Below are 17,188 nucleotides of genomic sequence, written 5' to 3'. Positions count from 1 at the left end.
GACCGCTTCTGCCGCCTCGCCGGACAGGGCCGCCGGCGTGAAGCCCGCCACCAGCGGCGCAGGCTGGCCGCCGGCCTGCGGGTCCGCGCCGTCCTGCTGCGGGATCCCGGCCACCAGGGCGCGCGCCCCACCGGTCAGGCTGCGGCCCGGGCCGGACAGGACATCGCCCAGGATCCCGCCCATCGGCGCAAGGCTGCCCCGCAGGCCGCCAGCGCTTCCCTGCGGCCCGGCCTCGGCCCGCGCCGCGCCACCGGCCAACACCAACCACGCCACCGCCAGCAGCTGCCAATATCCCTTCGGGACCATCCCGCCTTCCTTCTGAAGCCTCGCTTGCCCGGACCATGGCAGCCACCCCTTGAGATTCCCTTTCCCCCGCCCCGAAAACCTTCCATGACATCGGGCCCCACAGGCTGACGCTTTCCGGTTAACACCCCGCTTCCCCATCGCGCGCTGCGCACCGACGTGATACCGACGTCATACCGACGCGAAACAGACGCCTGACAGACGGGCCACCGACGACGACGGCCATGACGGGACGGCGGGCGGGGCGAAGCTCCCGGCACGGGAGCCAGCACCGCACCCGGCCCCCCTTTTTTTCTTTTCTTCCCCCCTGATTCCGTGTAAGCGCCGGGCTTCACGCGGGCATACAGCCTTGGAGGATGCCCGCCCCATTCTAGGAGAATAGAAAATGGCTGGAGAAATTCCTGATCTCGTAGCCCAGGAACGTGCGGGGACGGGCAAGGGCGCCGCTCGCGCAGCACGTCGTGCTGGCATGGTTCCGGGTGTTGTCTACGGTGGCGATGCAGAGCCCCTGGCAATCCAGATCCCCTTCAACGCCCTGTTGAAGAAACTGAAGGCAGGCCGCTTCCTGGCGACCCTGTTCAACCTGAAAGTCGAAGGCCAGGAAGACGTCCGCGTCATCTGCCGCGGCGTTCAGCGTGACGTCGTGAAAGACCTTCCGACCCACGTCGACTTCATGCGCCTGCGCCGCACCACCCGCGTGAACCTCCACATCCCCGTGGAATTCCAGAACGCGGACACTGCCCCCGGCATCAAGCGCGGCGGCGTGCTGACCGTCGTGCGTGCAGACGTGGAACTGTCGGTCATCGCCGGCGACATCCCCGAGCACATCTACGTCGACCTGGCCGACAAGCAGATCGGTGACACCATCACCATCAGCCAAGTCGACCTGCCGGAAGGCGTCAAGCCGACCATCGACCGTGACTTCGTGATCGCGAACATCACTGCCCCCTCCGGCCTGGCAGCTCAGGAAGCTGAAGATGCCGCCGCCGATGAGGAAGAAGCAGAAGCCTGATATTCCGCAAGGGGTTACAGCAAGGGCCGGTGCAGCGATGCACCGGCCCTTTTGCTTTGTCCGGGGGCGCCTGGGCCCGGCGGCAGAACGCGCCTCAGCGCATCCGGCGAAAGGCCACCACGGCCCCGCGCGACGGGCCGGGATCATAGATCAGCCCGCTGGCGCGCAGCCCGTCGAAGACCCGCGCGATGCCCGCATCGCCGTAGCGCTTGGGATGCAGCTCCATCACCACCTGGCGGACATGGGCGGGCCAGGGCTGGTCCAGCAGCTCCGCCTCGGCGCCCTCGATATCCATGATCACCGCCTCAGGCGTAAGCTCCGCGAAGAGCTCCGGCAGGGAGATCCGCGGCACCGCCTCGCCCTCCTCTCCCGGCTCGGCCAGCGAACTGCCCCAGAAGCCCGCGCCGCGCCGAAAGGCAACCGAGGGGCCATCGCCCTGCGCCACCGCCCCGTGGCGCAGGTCCACCCCCGCCAGACCATTGCGCGCCAGGTTGGCGCGGATGACGGGCAGCATGGGGGCCAGGGCCTCGATGCTGGTGACATTCTGCGGGCCGGTGATCCGGGCGCAAAGCGCGGTGACATAGCCCAGCCCCGCGCCCAGCTCCAGCACGCGCATGCCCGGCTTCACCCGCATCAGCACCGCCCGCGCCTCGGCCCGTTCATACTGCCCACTCGCCAGTTTCTCGCTCACCGACCGCCCGGCAATGCCCTCGGGCAGCTCAAGCTCAAGCCCCTCGATCTGATATCGTGCCACGCGCCACCTCCTGTCGGCTTCCTTGTGGCAGATCCAGCGGCATCGGAACAGCCCGGCCCGGCCGCCCATTGCTGGACCCCGCCCGCCGGTCAAGATATCCTCTCCCGGCAATCGGGAGTGTGACATGCAGCTTTTCGTGGGTCTCGGGAATCCGGGCGGCAAATACGCGGGCAACCGGCATAATATCGGCTTCATGGCGCTGGACCGGATCGCCTCTGACCACGGGTTCTCTCCCTGGCGGGCGAAGTTCCAGGGCGAGGTCAGCGAAGGGCGGCTTGGCTCTGAAAAGGTGCTGCTGCTCAAGCCCACCACCTTCATGAACCTTTCCGGCCAGTCGGTGGGAGAGGCCATGCGCTTCTGGAAGCTCACGCCGGCCGATATCACCGTCTTCCACGATGAGCTGGACCTGGCCCCGGGCAAGTGCCGGGTCAAGACCGGCGGCGGGCACGCGGGCCACAACGGGCTGCGCTCCATGCACCAGCACATCGGGCCGGAGTACCAGCGCGTGCGCCTGGGCATCGGCCACCCGGGGCACAAGGACCGGGTCGCGGGCTACGTGCTGGCGGATTTCGCCAAGGCGGACCAGGACTGGCTGGATGACCTGCTGCGCGGGATCTCCGACGGCGCGGCAGAGCTTGCCGGGGGCGATGCGGGCAAGTTCCAGAACGCCGTGGCCCTGCGGGTGAACCCGCCGCGCAGCTCGACCGGAACGGCGGGGGGCAAAGCCGCGCCCAAGTCCCCCGGCGGCACGGAAAAACCCGGGTTCCGCCCCGGTTTCCGCACCCCGCCCGGCACCCCCGGCAAATCCGGTTTCAAGCCCGGCCCCCGCCCGGCAAAACCCGGCCCGGCAAAACCCGGCCCCGGCAAGGGCGCGGCGCCCAGGCCCACGGCCCCCGCGACCGAAGCGCCCTCCAACACCGAGCAGGCCGAAGACACCCGCAGCCCGCTTGAAAAGCTCCGGGATCGCTTCCGTTGACCCTGGCCGCCCTGCGGGACCACTTCCTGTCCCAGGCCCAATCCTGCGAGCACCTCGGCTCTCCCTTCATGGCCCGCCTGCTGCCGCTCATCGCAGAGCGCCTGGCCCCCGGCAGCGCCGTCGCCGCCCGGCTGATGGCGTGGCCACCAGAGAAGATGCGCGCCGATGCCTTGGCCCTGCGGCTGGCCGGCGGGCTTCATGCGCTGGTGCTGACCGGGGCGGATCCCCACCTGGGCGCGGCCTACCCGCCGGGGCAGCCCGATGACGACCAGCTCTGGGAGGCCGTTCAAAACGCCTTCCGCCAGCATGAATCCCACCTGCTGCACTGGCTCGACAGCGCGCCGCAAACGAATGAACCCCGCCGCGCCACGGCGCTGATACTGGCCGCCGGCCTGGCGGCCCAGCAGTACCCCGGCCTGCCCCTGCGGGTGAGCGAGCTTGGCGCCTCTGCCGGGCTCAACCTGCAATTCGATCGCTTCGGGCTGACCGCCGGGGGCCAGCGCCTGGGCGCCGCCCACCCCGCGGTCACCCTGCACCCCGATTGGCAGGGGCCGCGCCCCCAGCCCATGCCCTTCACCGTGGCAGAGCGCCGGGGCGTCGACCTCAATCCGCTGAATCCCGACAGCACGCAGGACATGCTGCGCCTGCGCAGCTATATCTGGCCCGACCAGCCCGACCGGATGGAGCGCCTGGACGCCATCCTGTCGGTGGCCGAACCGCTGGTGGATGCAGGCGATGCCGCCGCCTGGCTGGCCGATCGCCTGGCCGCGCCCCGGCCCGGGCGGATCGAGTTCGTCTATCACACGGTCGCCTGGCAGTATTTCCCGCCCGCCACCGATGCCGCCTGCCGCGCCACACTGGCCATGGCCGCAGAGCGCGCCACCCAGGACAGCCCGCTTGCCTGGCTCTCGGTCGAGGCGGATGAGACCGGACAGCCCGGCGCGGCGGTCTGCCTGCGCCTCTGGCCCGGCGGATTCGACATCCCTTTGGGGCGGATGGATTTCCACGGGCGCTGGTTCCGGGCGGCCGAAGACGCGCCCTTCACACGCTGATTTTCCGCTAATTTCGCATCTCTCCCCTGGTCTGCGCGCTGTCGATGGTTTTTGCCCATCGTTTTAACCGGTTCCCCGGTCCGGCTGTGCTAGGCTGGCGTGCAATTCCCGCACGACCACCAGCAAACCGAAGGAGACGAGCATGAAGACCCTGAAGTCCCTGTTGCCCCTTGCCATGGCCGCTTTCCTGCTACCCATGGCCGCCCAGGCCGTCGGCTCTGACGACGACACACCGCCTGAACCCACCGAATCCACCACCGAATGCGCCGATGGCATGGTCTGGGATGCCGATGCCCAAAGCTGCGTCACGGCCACCAAGGACTCTCTGCTGGATACCGATCGCCTCAAGGCCGCGCATGAGCTGGCCTATCACGGCCGGGCGGGCTCCGCTTTGATGGTTCTGGCGGCGCTCGACTCGCCCCGGACCAGCCAGGCCCAGACACTCTATGGATTTTCGCAGCGCAAGCTTGGTAACATGGCCCAGGCGATGGTGCATTACCAGGCCGCGCTGGCGACCGATCCGGACAACATCCTGGCGCGTTCCTACATGGGCCAGGGGCTGATCCAGAGCGGTGACCTGACCGGCGCCCTGCGCCAGCTGCGAGAGATCGAGGCGCGCGGCGGCACCGGAACCTGGGCCCATGCCGCCCTTGACGGGGCGTTGCGCGGTCTGCCGACCGATTACTGAAGCAGGCCACCGGACGGGCCCCCGCCCCGGAGCCGTGAGAGGAGCCATGTTGAACAAGGAACCATCCGTCAATGTCCTGGGAGCAGAGCTTGCGCCCTGCTCCAGCGATCCGCTCACCGGGTTCTTCCGCGACGGGGCCTGCAATACCTGCCAGGCCGATACCGGCAGCCACACGGTCTGCGCCGTGATGACCGATGAGTTCCTGGCCTATTCCAAGTACGTGGGCAATGACCTCTCCACCCCGCGACCGGAATTCGGCTTTGCCGGGCTGAAGACCGGGGACCGCTGGTGCCTTTGCGCCGCGCGGTTCCTGCAGGCCCATGACGAAGGCTGCGCGCCGCTGGTCAACCTGCGCGCCACCCATCGCCGCGCGCTAGAGGTCGTCTCTCTCGAGGTGCTGAAACTTTATGCCGAGGACCCGGAAGAGAGCTAGGGCCCTAGCCTGAGGCCCCAGACCGGGGCCATAAACGTAAAACGGGGGGCCGAAGCCCCCCGTCATCCACTTGCCTGCTCCCCGACCTCAGGGCGCGGCTGAAGCGGTCAATCCTCTGCCGCGCGACCCTCTGTGTCGCCCATGTCGAAGCCCAGGTACTTGGCCACCGTGTAGATGTCCTTGTCGCCCCGGCCGCACATGTTCATCACGATGATATGGTCCTTGGGCAGCTCCGGCGCGATCTTCATGACGTGGGCCAGCGCATGACAGGGCTCCAGCGCGGGGATGATCCCCTCGGTCCGGCAGGAGAACTTGAAGGCCTCAAGCGCTTCCTTGTCGGTGATGGAGACATACTCCGCCCGCCCGATGTCATGCAGCCAGGCGTGTTCCGGTCCGATCCCGGGGTAATCGAGCCCGGCAGAGATCGAATAGCCCTCAAGGATCTGGCCATCCTCGTCCTGCAGCAGGTAGGTGCGGTTGCCATGCAGCACGCCGGGGCGGCCGCCGGTCAGGCTGGCGCAATGCTCCATCTTCTCCGTGACACCCTTGCCGCCGGCTTCCACGCCGATGATGCCCACCTCCTTGTCGTCCAGGAAGGGGTAGAACAGGCCCATCGCGTTGGAGCCCCCGCCGATCGCGGCGATCACCGTGTCCGGCAGGCGGCCTTCGCCCTCCTGCTCGGGCAGCTGCCAGCGGACTTCCTTGCCGATCACGGACTGGAAATCACGCACCATGGCCGGATAGGGGTGCGGGCCGGCGACGGTGCCGATGCAGTAGAAGGTGTCGCGCACATTGGTGACCCAGTCGCGCAGGGCGTCGTTCATGGCGTCCTTCAGCGTGCCGCGGCCAGAGGTGACCGGGATCACCTCGGCGCCCAGCAGGCGCATCCGGAAGACGTTGGGCGCCTGGCGCTGCACGTCATGGGCGCCCATGTAGACCACGCATTGCAGGCCGAACTTGGCACAGACCGTGGCGGTGGCCACCCCGTGCTGGCCCGCGCCGGTCTCCGCGATGATCCGCGTCTTGCCCATGCGCCGCGCCAGGATGATCTGGCCCAGCACGTTGTTGATCTTGTGCGCGCCGGTGTGGTTCAGCTCATCCCGTTTGAGGTAGATCTTGGCGCCGCCAAGCTCTTCGGTCATGCGGCTCGCGTAATAGAGCGGGCTGGGACGGCCGACGTAGTGTTTCCACAGGTCGTCCATCTCTTCCCAGAAGCTGTCGTCCGTCTTGGCCTTCTCGTACTCCGCTTCGAGTTCGAGGATCAGCGGCATCAGCGTTTCGGACACGAAGCGCCCGCCGAACTGGCCAAAGCGGCCCTTCTCGTCGGGTCCGCTCATGAAGCTGTTGAAAAGGTCGTTCATTGCAGGGCTCCCCCGTTTGTTGGCTCCGGTTTAGCCTGCGTCACGAGGGGCGGCAAGGGCGCGCTCCGCCTCCCGCGCCCGCCAAAGCTGCACCGCCTCCTGCGGCGTCGGAATGTCATCGCAGGGAAAGTGGTGAAAGGAGAACACCACCGCCACCCGGGCAGAGCGCCGCATGGCCCGCCCATGGGCGCCAGAGGTGGCATAGCGCTTCATCGCGGCCGGGCTTTCCCAGACGGACAGGGAAAAGAACCCCTCCTCTTCCGGGAAGACCTGGGCGGACAGCACGCCCGGCGCGCGCTTGGCCTGCACCAGCGATCCCATGGTCAGAAGGAAGAACTCCGGCCAGCGCAGGGCCGATTTGACCCGAAGGCCGCCGATGACTGCCAGTGGCATTTCCCGTTCTCCCGATGTGTCATTCAGGAAGGGATACGCGCGGGCCTGGGGGCCGGATCAATCGGCCTCAGGCCAGGGCGGCCTTGGTAAAGGCGCGGATCAGGGCGGGATCCTTGACGCCGGGGGCGGATTCGACCCCGCTTGAAACGTCGACCTGGTTGGCCCCGGTCAGACGGATCGCCTCTGCCACGTTGTCCGGCGTCAGCCCGCCGGCCAGCATCCAGGGGCACTTCCAGCTGCGCCCGGCAATCAGGCGCCAGTCAAAGGACAGTCCGTTGCCGCCGGGCAGCGCGGCGCCCTTGGGGGCTTTCGCATCGACCAGCAGCTGGTCCGCCACGGTTTCGTAAAGCGCGATCTGGGCCAGATCCTCTTCGCCGGCGACGCCAAGCGCCTTCATCACCGGCAGGCCCGTGCGCGCGCGCACCTCTGCCACGCGCTCGGGGCTTTCCTTGCCGTGCAGCTGGATCATGTCGAGCGGGACGGCGCTGTTCACGGCCTCCAGCAGCGCATCATCGGGGTTCACCATCAGGGCCACCTTGGCAAAGCCGATGGGGGCCTCCACCGCCAGGGCGCGCGCCGCCTCGACAGAGATGTTGCGGGGGCTCTTGGCGAAGAAGACGAAACCGCCATAGCTGGCGCCCGCCTCTGCGGCGGCCTCTACATCTTCGGGGCGGCCAAGGCCGCAGATCTTGACGCGATGGCCCTGCGGGCCGCGTCCGGGCTGGATCAGAACTGGCATGATGGCTCTCTAGGCCCGCATCGCGGGCCTGTCCAGAGGGGCAGAGATGGCGTCCCGGCGGGCCCCGATGGGCAGGATGGTGCGGACGGCGAGTAAAGCGACGGCCCGAAGATCATTCGGGCCGATGGCAGACAGGATATGCAAAAGGGGTGGGCAGGCCAGTGGCGCGGCTCAGTCGAGCAGCGCCAGCACGTCATCCTTGCCCTTGGTCTTCTCGCCCTTCAGCTTGGTCACTTCGCGCTTCAGCTGATGCGCCTCGCGGTCCTTCCTGCGGGCCTCGACGCGGTGCTTGTGCTCGCGCCGCCATTCCCAGACGAAGCCGATCAGCAGCCCCACCAGGATCCCGGCCAGGATGACCAGGAACAGCGGCAGCGTGACAGACGTGTTGAACTTGAGGATCTCCTCAAGCCCTTCCGGCAGCAGCTTCACGGTGACAGAGCCCCGGTTGGCCAGGGCAAGAGAGATGAGGACGATGGCGATCAGTGCCTCGATCCCGTAGCGCAGGTATTTCATTCGGCAGCCCCGTTCAGGCGATCACGCAGCAGCTTGCCCGTCTTGAAGAAAGGCACGTGCTTTTCTTCCACTTCCACGGCGTCGCCGGTGCGGGGGTTGCGCCCCGTGCGGGCTTCGCGCTTCTTGACGGAGAAGGCGCCGAAGCCGCGCAGCTCTACGCGGTTCCCGCGGGCCATGGCTTCAGTGATCTCTTCAAATATCGTGTTCACGATCCGCTCCACGTCACGCTGGTACAAATGCGGATTCTCGTCCGCGATTTTCTGGATCAATTCCGAGCGGATCATCTGGTTGTCTCTCCCCGAGCCTTGGTTTGTGCATCACCAATAGACGGAACTATATGAGTTTTTTCCGCATACGGAAACAACCCCTCTCTGCCTGCCACGCAAGATTCCTTCGATTTTCCGCATGCAGGCCACTATTCGCACCGACCCGAACAGCCGATTTCGGCCAACCGGCAGCCAAATCCCCCAAAGGGCCAGCCCAGAGGGCGGGCTTCTGATTGATTCGTCGGCAGCAGCGGATTGCGACCAATGGACAGGGTGACAGCCGGCCTGGCGCAGCTCCCTTCGCGCGTGGCGCATCCGGGCCCGTATCGGGGCCAAACGCAAAACGGCCCCGGATCTCTCCGGGGCCGTTCCGATCTTGCAGTCCCCTGGCGGGGCTCAGGCTCAGTTGTCGCCTTTCAGCGCTGCGCCAAGGATATCGCCAAGCGATGCGCCGGAGTCGGAGGAACCGTATTGTTCGACGGCCTCTTTCTCTTCTGCGATCTCGCGGGCCTTGATGGACAGGCCCAGGCGACGGGACTTGCTGTCCACGTTGGTGACGCGCACGTCGACCTTGTCACCGACATTGAAGCGCTCGGGGCGCTGCTCTGCACGGTCACGCGACAGGTCGGAGCGGCGGATGAAGGACTTCATGCCTTCGAATTCCACTTCGATCCCACCGTCTTCGATCGCGGTCACGTTCACGGTGATGATTGCGCCGCGCTTCACGCCGCCAACCGCTTCCGCGAACTTGTCGCCGCCGACGTTCTTGATGGAGAGCGAGATGCGCTCCTTCTCGATGTCGACTTCAGAGACCATCGCCTGCACGACGTCGCCCTTGCGGTAGTTCTGGATCGCGTCTTCGCCGCGCTCGTCCCAGGACAGATCCGAAAGGTGAACCATGCCGTCGATGTCGCCGGGCAGGCCAACGAACAGGCCGAACTCGGTGATGTTCTTGACTTCGCCTTCCACGACGGTGCCCTCGGGGTGGGTCTCGGAGAAGACTTCCCAGGGGTTGCGCATGGTCTGCTTGAGGCCAAGGGAGACGCGGCGCTTGGCCGGGTCGATTTCCAGCACCATGACTTCAACCTCTTGCGAGGTGGAGACGATCTTGCCGGGGTGCACGTTCTTCTTGGTCCAGGACATCTCGGAGACGTGGACCAGGCCTTCGACACCGGGTTCCAGTTCCACGAATGCACCGTAGTCGGTGATGTTCGTGACGCGGCCGGCGTGAACGGAGGACAGCGGGTACTTGGCGGCAACCAGATCCCACGGGTCTTCCTGGAGCTGCTTCATGCCCAGGGAGATACGGTGGGTTTCCTTGTTGATCTTGATGACCTGGACCTTCACGGTCTCGCCGATCGACAGGATCTCGGAGGGGTGGTTGACGCGGCGCCATGCCATGTCGGTGACGTGCAGCAGGCCGTCCACACCGCCCAGGTCGACGAAGGCGCCGTACTCGGTGATGTTCTTGACCACGCCGTCGACCGCTTGGCCTTCGGTGAGGTTGGAGATGACCTCGGCGCGCTGTTCGGCGCGGGATTCTTCCAGGATCGCACGACGGGACACAACGATGTTGCCGCGGCGACGGTCCATTTTCAGGATCTGGAAGGGCTGCTTCAGACCCATCAGCGGGCCGGCGTCACGCACGGGGCGAACGTCAACTTGCGAACCGGGCAGGAAGGCCACGGCACCGCCCAGGTCGACCGTGAAGCCACCCTTGACGCGGCCGAAGATCGCACCTTCGACGCGGGCGTCGTCGGCGTAGGCTTTTTCCAGACGGTCCCAGGCTTCTTCGCGGCGCGCCATCTCGCGGGAGATGACAGCTTCGCCACGGGCGTTCTCTGCGGAACGCAGGAAGACTTCGACTTCGTCGCCGACGGTGATGTCGGGCGCTTCGCCGGGGTTCGCGAATTCTTTAAGATCAACGCGGCCTTCCATCTTGTAGCCGACGTCGATGATGGCCTGGCCCGCTTCAACAGCGATCACCTTGCCTTTGACAACCGAACCTTCGTTCGGCGTGTCCATTTCGAAGCTTTCGTTCAGGAGGGCTTCGAATTCCTCCATCGATGTGTTCTGAGCCATGTGGTCTCTGGTTTCCTTTAACACGCTATACTGGCCGAGCGGTTGTCTCCGCCGGTCTTGGGGTTGGTCTCTCGAGCAGCCGCAAAACAAAGAGGGCCGGATTGGTCCGACCCCTGCTCGTATCCTTGATCGCGGCATTTGCGCCTTGTCGACGCGCGCTAACTACGCCCCGTGCCCCTGCAAATCAAGGGTAAAGTGGCCCTGAAGCCCGCATCAGAAGGCGGTTTTGCCCCTCAGGCGGGGCCTGCGCGGGCCGATTCCCGCCCGATCCCGGGGGCTTGGCGGCGATTCCCGCCTGCCCTTGCGGAAAGCAATCCATGGCGCCCGGCGGGGGAATCATGACCCCACAGCGGCGCCGGATCGCTGATCCCGATCAGGCCGATAAGGGCCCCTGCCCGCCCGAAAGCACGGCAGAAGGCCCTCTGCGCCCTTGGCCATCGCCGGCTGCGGGCCCTGTCAGCCCGCAGCCATCGGGTCGCCGGGCGACCCGTCAATCAAACCCGACGCCGGATCAGTCGATCCGCGTGATGATCTCGTCCGGTGCGCGGCGCACCTTCTTCATGTCGACCAGCCAGTCGTTGCCCGCATCGCGCGTGCCCAGCGGCAGGATCACGACAGAGCGCAGGCCCTTCTCGCGCAGGCCCAGGATCTGGTCGACCTCATCGGCATCGAAGCCCTCCATCGGGGTGCTGTCGACTTCAAGCTCGGCCGCGGCGGCCAGCGCGAACCCAAGGCCGATATAGGCCTGGCGCGCGGCATGTTCGAAGTTGTCGCGCTCTTCGCGCGGCAGGTAGGCGTTCTTCAAGCGGGTGTAATAGTTGGTCATCCCCTCGGATTCGCCGCGCTCGGCCTCGGTGGCTTCCAGCACGCCGTCTAGGCGGTCCTCGGTGTAATTGTCCCAGGCCGCGAAGACCAGCACGTGGGACCCTTCGGTCAGCTGCGTCTGACCAAGGGCGGCAACCTGCAGCTTCTCGCGGATCTCGGGATTGGTCACGACCAGCAGTTCAAAGGGCTGCGTCCCGCTGGAGGTCGGCGCCATGCGCACGGCTTCCACGATCTTTTCAACCTTGTCTTCGGGCGCCGGGCGGGCGGGGTCCATCTTCTTGGTGGCGTAACGCCAGTTCAGCTTGTCCAGGAACATCGAATGATACCTTGTTGCGAGTGTCTGACCCGCATCTAGGCAAGAGACCTGGCAAGTACAAATCACGCGCGCCCCGGGCCCGCGTGACTTTTTGGCATTAGCAACAATAGATTAGCACCAATTGCGCGTTTCTGCAGGGGCGCGTGCGCGCTCAGGCGCCGATCAGACCTCGTCCTGCCGTGCCGTCACGATGGCAATCGCAGCGGCCACGGCGGCCTTAATGTCCATGTCCGTGGTGTCGATCAGCTGAGCGTCCTCTGCCGGTTTCAGCGGCGCGGTCGCACGGGCGGAATCCCGGGCATCGCGTTCGCGCAGATCGGCCAGCACGCTTTCCAGAGTGACCTCGGGGTCATAGGCCGTCAGCTCTGCATGGCGGCGCTCGGCGCGCACCGCGTCGCTGGCGGTGACGAACAGCTTCACCTCTGCCTCGGGGCAGATCACCGTGCCGATGTCGCGCCCGTCCAGCACCGCGCCACCGGCCCGGCGGGCAAAGGCGCGCTGGAAATCGACCAGCGCCCGGCGCACCTCTGGCAGGGCGGCGACCTGGCTGGCGGCCCGCGCCACATCGGCAGAGCGCAGCCCCTCGCGTTTCAGGTCATCCGGCACCAGCGCCCGGGCGGCCTCCAGCGGATCCAGCCCGTCCAGCATCCGCGCGCCGGTGGCCCGGTACAGCAGGCCCGTGTCCAGGTGGGCATAGCCGAAATGCGCGGCCACGGCCTTGCTGATGGTGCCCTTGCCCGCGGCTGCGGGCCCGTCGATGGCAATGGTAAACGCCATGGGAAGCTCCTTTGGGCGGCCCGTCAGAAGGGTCAGGCCAGTTTGAAAAGCCCGCGCGTCAGGCGGCCGGATGCCGGCCGGCCGGGGATCGAACGGGCGCCCAGTCTGCCATGCCCCGCCGGGATGTCCAGACCCTCAGAGCGTCTCGAAGCTGGCCCCCAGCGCCGTCATCAGGTCAGTGAAGATCGGGAAGGAGGTGGCGATCGGCGCGGCGTCATCCACGATGACGGGCTCCTGCGCGCTCATCGACAGCACCAGGAAGGACATGGCGATGCGGTGATCCAGGTGGCTTTCCACCGTCGCGCCGCCGGCCACGCTGCCCGGGCCCGCGCCCTCGACCGTCCACCAGTCTTCACCGGCCTCGACGGCAACGCCGTTGGCCAGCAGACCCGTGGCCATGGCCTCGATCCGGTCGCTTTCCTTGACCCGTAATTCCTTGACGCCCAGCATCTCCGTGCGCCCGGTGGCATTGGCGGCCACGACGGAAAGAACCGGGTATTCGTCGATCATGGAGGCCGCGCGCTCTGCCGGCACGGTGATCCCCTTCATGTCGGGCGAATATTTCGCGCGCAGGTCGGCGACGGGTTCGCCCCCCTCTTCGCGCATGTTCTCGAATGTCAGATCCGCGCCCATTTCCTGCAAGGTATAGAACAGGCCCGCGCGGGTCGGGTTCAGCCCGATGTTGGGCACCAGCACATCCGATCCGGGCACCAGAAGGGCGGCACAGACCGGAAAGGCCGCGCTGGAGGGATCGCGCGGCACCGTGATGGTCTGCGGTGTCAGCTCCGGCTGGCCGGTCAGGGTGATGACCCGGCCTTCTTCCGTCACCTCGGTGCTGATCTCTGCGCCAAAGCCCGCCAGCATCCGCTCCGTGTGGTCGCGGGTGGCTTCCTTCTCGATCACGACGGTCTGGCCCGGGGCGTTCAGCCCTGCCAGCAGCACCGCGCTTTTCACCTGGGCTGAGGGTACGGGCACCACGTAGCGCACCGGCACCGCGTCGCGCGCGCCCACGATGGTCATCGGCAGCCGCCCGCCAGAGCGCCCCACCGCCTGGGTGCCGAACAACGCCAGCGGATCGGTGACCCGCGCCATCGGCCGCTTGTTGAGAGAGGCGTCACCGGTGAAGGTCACGCTGATCGGGCAGGTCGCCATGGCGCCCATGATCAGCCGCACCCCGGTGCCGGAATTGCCGCAATCGATCACCTGGTCGGGCTCCGCGAAACCACCCGTCCCCACGCCATGCACGGACCAGGAGCCATCCTCGTGCCGGGTGACCTCTGCCCCGAAGGCGCGCATGGCCTTGGCGGTGTCCAGCACGTCCTCGCCTTCCAGCAGGCCGGTGATCTTCGTCTCGCCCACGGCCATGGCGCCAAGGATCAGCGCGCGGTGGCTGATCGACTTGTCCCCGGGCACATGGGCTTCGCCGGTCAGCGGCCCCGCTGCCCGCGCGCTCATCTCCTGCGGCGTTCCCCCATGCGACATGATGCTGCTCTCCCTCGCGATTGCGCGGGCCTGATAGCGCAGGCCGGGTGCCGCGTCACGCAGAAACGGCTTATACGGTCTCCCCCGCGCTCATGCGTGTCAGGAAATCCCCTGCCTCCTGCAGGATCCGGGCGCGCTTGTCCGCCGCCATCCGGTCCCAGGTGGCGTAGATCTGCCCCATCCGGGGATTGGCCGCGAAGCGGTCGCGGTGGCGGTCAAGGAAGGCCCAGTACAGCAAGTTGAACGGGCAGGCCCCCTCCCCCAGCTTGGTGGTGGCAGAGTAATGACAGCCCTCGCAGTAATCGCTCATCTTCGCGATGTAATTGGCGGATGAGACATAGGGCTTCGACGCGATCACCCCGCCATCGGCGAACTGGCTCATTCCGATCGTGTTGGGCGCCTCCACCCATTCGACCGCATCCAGGTAGACCGAGAGATACCATTCATGCACCTCGCCCGGATTGATGCCGGCCAGCAGGGCGAAATTGCCCGTCACCATCAGGCGCTGGATGTGATGGGCATAGGCCAGGTCGCGGGTCTGGCCGACCGCTTCTGACAGGCAGGCCATATGGGTCTTCGCGCCCCAGTACAGCGGGGGCAGCGCGCGATGGTGGTTCAGCGCGTTGCGGCGGGGATAATCGGGACCTTCCAGGAAGTAGATGCCACGCATGTATTCCCGCCAGCCGATCACCTGGCGGATGAACCCCTCGGCAGAGTTCAGCGGCACATCCCCCGCGGCATGGGCCTCTGCCACGGCATCGCAGACCTCGCGCGGGGAAAGCAGGCCAATGTTCATCGCCGGGCTCAGCAGGGCGTGGTTCAGATGCGGCTCACCGGCCAGCATGGCATCCTGGTAGGGGCCGAAATCGGGCAGCAGGCGGGTGACGAAATGGGTCAGCGCGCGGCGGGCCTGTTCCTGGGTGACCGGCAGGTCAAAGGGGCGCAGAGTCCCGAAATTGTCGCCAAAGCGCGCCTCCACCAGGCTCAGCACCTCTTCGGTGATGGCATCCGGCGTGAACTGCATCGGGCGGGCGCGCAGCAGGTCGCGCGTCGCCGGCTTGCGGTTCTGGTCGTCGAAGTTCCACTTGCCCCCTGCCGGAGCCTCCCCCTCCATCAGGTAGCCCGTGCGGCGCCGCATCTGGCGATAGAAATACTCCATCCGCAGGGATTTGCGCCCCTCTGCCCAGGCCTCGAACTCCGCATGAGAGGCAAGGAAGCGGTCGTCCTGCTGCATGTGCAGGGTCAGGGGCAGATCCTGAAGGGCCTCGATCAGGCGCCATTCACCGGGTTCTGTGGCGATGACCTCCTGCGCGCCGGTGTCCTCGGCCCGCGCCAGCAGCTCCGCCGGGATGGAGCCCGCGTTCTCTGCCTCTTCCAGCCGGCGGTACAGCACCTGCCAGCCCGCCGCGCGCAGGGTTTCGGCGAAATGGCGCATGGCCGACAGGATCAGCGCGATCTTGCGGGGGTGATGGGGGACATAGGTGGCCTCGCTCATGACCTCTGCCATGACCACCACGTCGCGCGCGGGATCGGCGGCGCGCAGAGCCGACAGATCCATGCTCAGCTGGTCGCCCAGCACAAGCACCAGACGCGGGGCACTCACCACGGAACCGGCGTGCCGCGCCAGTCATGGAAACTGCCGCTGTCCTCGGGGCCAAGGCCCGCGATGACCTCCAGCAGGTGATCGGCGGCGGTATCGGGGCTGTGCTTGTCGCGCCCCGTGAACCCTTCGGTAAAAGGGGTCTCTACCGTGCCGGGATGCAGCGCCAGGCACAGGGCCTGCGGATGGGTGCGGGCCAGTTCGATCGCGCCGCAGCGCACCACCTGGTTCAGCCCCGCCTTGGCCGCGCGGTAGGACATCCAGCCGCCCAGGCCATTGTCCCCGATGCTGCCCACCCGCGCCGAAAGCGCGGCGAAGACGGCGCGCCGGTCGCGCGGCAGCAGCGCCATGGCATGTTTCAGCACCAGCGCCGGGCCGATGCAATTGGTGGCATATTGATCCGCCATCGCCGCCGCCGTCAGCCGGGAAAAGGCCTTTTCCGGCCCCTGCCCCGCGCCCTCCAGCTTGCCGGTGGCGCAGATCACCAGGTCAAGGCCCGGCTCCAGGCGGCCCAGGGCCTCCCGGATGGAGTCTTCCTGCGTCACGTCCAGCCCGTCCGCGCTGCGTGACAGGGCGGTGACCTGCGTGCCCCGGGCGGTCAGCCGGCGCGCCAGCGCGGCGCCGATGCCTCCGGATGCTCCGATGATGAGTGCGCGTTCCATGGCTTCCCCTTTCTGCAAGGGGATACGCAGCCGGGCGCCCTTCGGTTCACCCGATCCCCAACAGCGCCAGCCCGCCCTTCAGCAGCAGGATGACCGACAGCAGGGCCAGCATGACCTGGATCACCTGCATGTAGATCCGTTCCGGCAGGCGCTTGGTCAGCCAGCGGCCGATGAAGGTGCCCCCGATCCCGGTGACGGATAGGGCGGCGGTCAGCCCCCAGTTCAGCCCGTCCATCTGGCCGATCACCGCATAGGCGGGCAGCTTGGCCAGGTTGCCCACGGCAAAGGCCACGGCGATGGTGCCCGCGAAGGTCATCTTGGACAGCTGCTGGGGCAGCAGGTAGGCCTGCGCTGGCGGGGCGCCCGAATGGGTGATGAAACTGGCGATGCCCGTGATCGTGCCCCAGATCACCCCCGGCAGCACCCGCGCCTCGGTCGGCGGGCCGCCGCGCCCGCGCCGCAGCCATGTGCGCAGGATGTACCAGATCCCGATCAGCCCGGTGAAGATCAGCAGCAGGCTTTCCGGCGTCCAGGGCGTGATCACCGTGGCGATCACCACCCCCAGCAGCATGGAGGGCACAAGGATCGCCACGTTTCGGACAGAGAAATCCCTGCGATAAAGCCAGACGCCGATCGCGTCGGTGACGATATAGACCGGCAGCAAGGTGGCCGCGGCGGTGATCGGGTTCATGAAGAGCGACAGCATCGGCACGGCAATCGCCGCCGCCGTGCTCAGCCCGCCCTTAGAGATGCCAACGGTCAGGGCCGCGATCAGCAGCAGGATAGTCTGTTCCATGAAAGTCCGTTCCGGATGTGCCGGACAGACCCTGTCTGTTTTCCGCCCGAGGTCAAGCTCTGTGCCCCTGCAAAGCCCCCTCGCAAACGGCCTCGGCCCCCATCGAGGGGGCGCTCGCCCGTCGTCGGCCTGCGCCTCCCGTCCAGGCTGGGCCGGAC

The 17,188-nt window shown here is 66.9% G+C and carries 19 protein-coding genes; 5 read left to right on the top strand and 14 right to left on the bottom strand.

What is annotated here, in order from left to right:
- The coding region (locus HCZ97_RS12715) for a hypothetical protein (protein WP_217701781.1) at nucleotides 1-306 on the bottom strand (306 nt) is incomplete at its 3' end.
- Nucleotides 307-688: 382 nt separating this feature from the next.
- Between HCZ97_RS12715 and HCZ97_RS12710 the strand changes: the two genes are divergently transcribed.
- Nucleotides 689-1,315 carry a 50S ribosomal protein L25/general stress protein Ctc gene (locus tag HCZ97_RS12710; protein ID WP_167689086.1) on the top strand — a complete coding sequence of 209 codons (627 nt, stop codon included), beginning with the start codon at nucleotides 689-691 and terminating at the stop codon, nucleotides 1,313-1,315.
- A 94-nt stretch (nucleotides 1,316-1,409) separates the two neighbouring features.
- Here the strand turns inward: HCZ97_RS12710 and HCZ97_RS12705 are convergent, their stop codons facing one another.
- A complete protein-coding gene (locus HCZ97_RS12705) occupies nucleotides 1,410-2,069 on the bottom strand; it encodes an FkbM family methyltransferase (RefSeq protein WP_368484369.1) in 660 nt (219 codons plus the stop codon).
- A 124-nt stretch (nucleotides 2,070-2,193) separates the two neighbouring features.
- On the opposite strand from HCZ97_RS12705, the gene pth reads away from it, so the two are divergent.
- The 4 genes from pth (at nucleotide 2,194) to HCZ97_RS12685 (ending at nucleotide 5,218) form a co-directional block, all read left to right on the top strand.
- Nucleotides 2,194-3,045, top strand: a complete 852-nt coding sequence (pth, locus tag HCZ97_RS12700) for an aminoacyl-tRNA hydrolase (protein WP_167689084.1) — start codon at nucleotides 2,194-2,196, stop codon at nucleotides 3,043-3,045.
- Nucleotides 3,042-4,097, top strand: a complete 1,056-nt coding sequence (locus tag HCZ97_RS12695) for a DUF2332 domain-containing protein (protein WP_167689083.1) — start codon at nucleotides 3,042-3,044, stop codon at nucleotides 4,095-4,097. The genes pth and HCZ97_RS12695 overlap by 4 nt, the downstream gene beginning before the upstream one ends.
- Nucleotides 4,098-4,239: 142 nt before the next feature.
- Nucleotides 4,240-4,785: a tetratricopeptide repeat protein gene (locus tag HCZ97_RS12690; RefSeq protein ID WP_167689082.1), complete on the top strand. Its 546-nt coding sequence runs from the start codon at nucleotides 4,240-4,242 to the stop codon at nucleotides 4,783-4,785.
- A 49-nt stretch (nucleotides 4,786-4,834) separates the two neighbouring features.
- Nucleotides 4,835-5,218, top strand: coding sequence for a DUF2237 family protein (locus HCZ97_RS12685; protein WP_167689081.1), 384 nt, complete (start codon nucleotides 4,835-4,837; stop codon nucleotides 5,216-5,218).
- A gap of 107 nt (nucleotides 5,219-5,325) precedes the next feature.
- On the opposite strand, the gene trpB is transcribed toward HCZ97_RS12685, so the two are convergent.
- The 12 genes from trpB to HCZ97_RS12625 all read right to left on the bottom strand — a co-directional run bounded on the left by trpB (nucleotide 5,326) and on the right by HCZ97_RS12625 (nucleotide 17,030).
- Complete coding sequence (gene trpB, locus HCZ97_RS12680; RefSeq protein ID WP_167689080.1) at nucleotides 5,326-6,579, bottom strand: tryptophan synthase subunit beta; 1,254 nt, start codon at nucleotides 6,577-6,579, stop codon at nucleotides 5,326-5,328.
- A gap of 30 nt (nucleotides 6,580-6,609) precedes the next feature.
- Nucleotides 6,610-6,972, bottom strand: coding sequence for an antibiotic biosynthesis monooxygenase (locus HCZ97_RS12675; protein WP_167689079.1), 363 nt, complete (start codon nucleotides 6,970-6,972; stop codon nucleotides 6,610-6,612).
- Between the two features lie 67 nt (nucleotides 6,973-7,039).
- Complete coding sequence (locus HCZ97_RS12670) at nucleotides 7,040-7,711, bottom strand: phosphoribosylanthranilate isomerase (RefSeq protein ID WP_167689078.1); 672 nt, start codon at nucleotides 7,709-7,711, stop codon at nucleotides 7,040-7,042.
- A 171-nt stretch (nucleotides 7,712-7,882) separates the two neighbouring features.
- Nucleotides 7,883-8,224 carry a lipopolysaccharide assembly LapA domain-containing protein gene (locus HCZ97_RS12665; RefSeq protein ID WP_167689077.1) on the bottom strand — a complete coding sequence of 114 codons (342 nt, stop codon included), beginning with the start codon at nucleotides 8,222-8,224 and terminating at the stop codon, nucleotides 7,883-7,885.
- The gene (gene ihfB / locus HCZ97_RS12660) at nucleotides 8,221-8,508 is read right to left on the bottom strand and encodes an integration host factor subunit beta (protein ID WP_167689076.1); all 288 of its coding nucleotides are present in this window, start codon (nucleotides 8,506-8,508) and stop codon (nucleotides 8,221-8,223) included. The genes HCZ97_RS12665 and ihfB overlap by 4 nt, the downstream gene beginning before the upstream one ends.
- A gap of 384 nt (nucleotides 8,509-8,892) precedes the next feature.
- On the bottom strand, nucleotides 8,893-10,572 hold the full coding sequence (gene rpsA / locus HCZ97_RS12655; protein ID WP_167689075.1) for a 30S ribosomal protein S1: 1,680 nt from the start codon (nucleotides 10,570-10,572) through the stop codon (nucleotides 8,893-8,895).
- 511 nt (nucleotides 10,573-11,083) lie between these two features.
- Nucleotides 11,084-11,713 (bottom strand): NAD(P)H-dependent oxidoreductase, encoded by a 630-nt coding sequence (locus tag HCZ97_RS12650; protein ID WP_167689074.1) that lies wholly within the window; start codon nucleotides 11,711-11,713, stop codon nucleotides 11,084-11,086.
- Nucleotides 11,714-11,875: 162 nt separating this feature from the next.
- The gene (locus HCZ97_RS12645; RefSeq protein WP_167689073.1) at nucleotides 11,876-12,490 is read right to left on the bottom strand and encodes a d(CMP) kinase; all 615 of its coding nucleotides are present in this window, start codon (nucleotides 12,488-12,490) and stop codon (nucleotides 11,876-11,878) included.
- Between the two features lie 135 nt (nucleotides 12,491-12,625).
- Complete coding sequence (gene aroA, locus HCZ97_RS12640; protein WP_167689072.1) at nucleotides 12,626-13,972, bottom strand: 3-phosphoshikimate 1-carboxyvinyltransferase; 1,347 nt, start codon at nucleotides 13,970-13,972, stop codon at nucleotides 12,626-12,628.
- Nucleotides 13,973-14,042: 70 nt separating this feature from the next.
- Nucleotides 14,043-15,575: a cryptochrome/photolyase family protein gene (locus HCZ97_RS12635; RefSeq protein WP_368484368.1), complete on the bottom strand. Its 1,533-nt coding sequence runs from the start codon at nucleotides 15,573-15,575 to the stop codon at nucleotides 14,043-14,045.
- Nucleotides 15,572-16,234, bottom strand: a complete 663-nt coding sequence (locus HCZ97_RS12630; protein ID WP_167689071.1) for an SDR family NAD(P)-dependent oxidoreductase — start codon at nucleotides 16,232-16,234, stop codon at nucleotides 15,572-15,574. The genes HCZ97_RS12635 and HCZ97_RS12630 overlap by 4 nt, the downstream gene beginning before the upstream one ends.
- 46 nt (nucleotides 16,235-16,280) lie before the next feature.
- Nucleotides 16,281-17,030: a sulfite exporter TauE/SafE family protein gene (locus tag HCZ97_RS12625; protein ID WP_167689070.1), complete on the bottom strand. Its 750-nt coding sequence runs from the start codon at nucleotides 17,028-17,030 to the stop codon at nucleotides 16,281-16,283.
- Nucleotides 17,031-17,188: the final 158 nt, after the last annotated feature.

Source organism: Pseudooceanicola sp. HF7 (assembly GCF_011806405.1).
Taxonomy (GTDB): Bacteria; Pseudomonadota; Alphaproteobacteria; order Rhodobacterales; family Rhodobacteraceae; genus Pseudooceanicola.
Note: the sequence above shows the minus strand (reverse complement) of the source record. Positions and strands in the feature narration are given on the sequence as shown.

Coding starts and splice junctions, on each gene's coding strand:
- HCZ97_RS12690 (WP_167689082.1), top strand. CDS start 4,240: ATGAAGACCCTGAAGTCCCTGTTGCCCCTTGCCATGGCCGCTTTCCTG.
- ihfB (WP_167689076.1), bottom strand. CDS start 8,508: ATGATCCGCTCGGAATTGATCCAGAAAATCGCGGACGAGAATCCGCAT.
- HCZ97_RS12625 (WP_167689070.1), bottom strand. CDS start 17,030: ATGGAACAGACTATCCTGCTGCTGATCGCGGCCCTGACCGTTGGCATC.
- HCZ97_RS12675 (WP_167689079.1), bottom strand. CDS start 6,972: ATGCCACTGGCAGTCATCGGCGGCCTTCGGGTCAAATCGGCCCTGCGC.
- HCZ97_RS12710 (WP_167689086.1), top strand. CDS start 689: ATGGCTGGAGAAATTCCTGATCTCGTAGCCCAGGAACGTGCGGGGACG.
- HCZ97_RS12650 (WP_167689074.1), bottom strand. CDS start 11,713: ATGTTCCTGGACAAGCTGAACTGGCGTTACGCCACCAAGAAGATGGAC.
- aroA (WP_167689072.1), bottom strand. CDS start 13,972: ATGTCGCATGGGGGAACGCCGCAGGAGATGAGCGCGCGGGCAGCGGGG.
- pth (WP_167689084.1), top strand. CDS start 2,194: ATGCAGCTTTTCGTGGGTCTCGGGAATCCGGGCGGCAAATACGCGGGC.
- HCZ97_RS12645 (WP_167689073.1), bottom strand. CDS start 12,490: ATGGCGTTTACCATTGCCATCGACGGGCCCGCAGCCGCGGGCAAGGGC.
- trpB (WP_167689080.1), bottom strand. CDS start 6,579: ATGAACGACCTTTTCAACAGCTTCATGAGCGGACCCGACGAGAAGGGC.
- rpsA (WP_167689075.1), bottom strand. CDS start 10,572: ATGGCTCAGAACACATCGATGGAGGAATTCGAAGCCCTCCTGAACGAA.
- HCZ97_RS12630 (WP_167689071.1), bottom strand. CDS start 16,234: ATGGAACGCGCACTCATCATCGGAGCATCCGGAGGCATCGGCGCCGCG.
- HCZ97_RS12670 (WP_167689078.1), bottom strand. CDS start 7,711: ATGCCAGTTCTGATCCAGCCCGGACGCGGCCCGCAGGGCCATCGCGTC.
- HCZ97_RS12665 (WP_167689077.1), bottom strand. CDS start 8,224: ATGAAATACCTGCGCTACGGGATCGAGGCACTGATCGCCATCGTCCTC.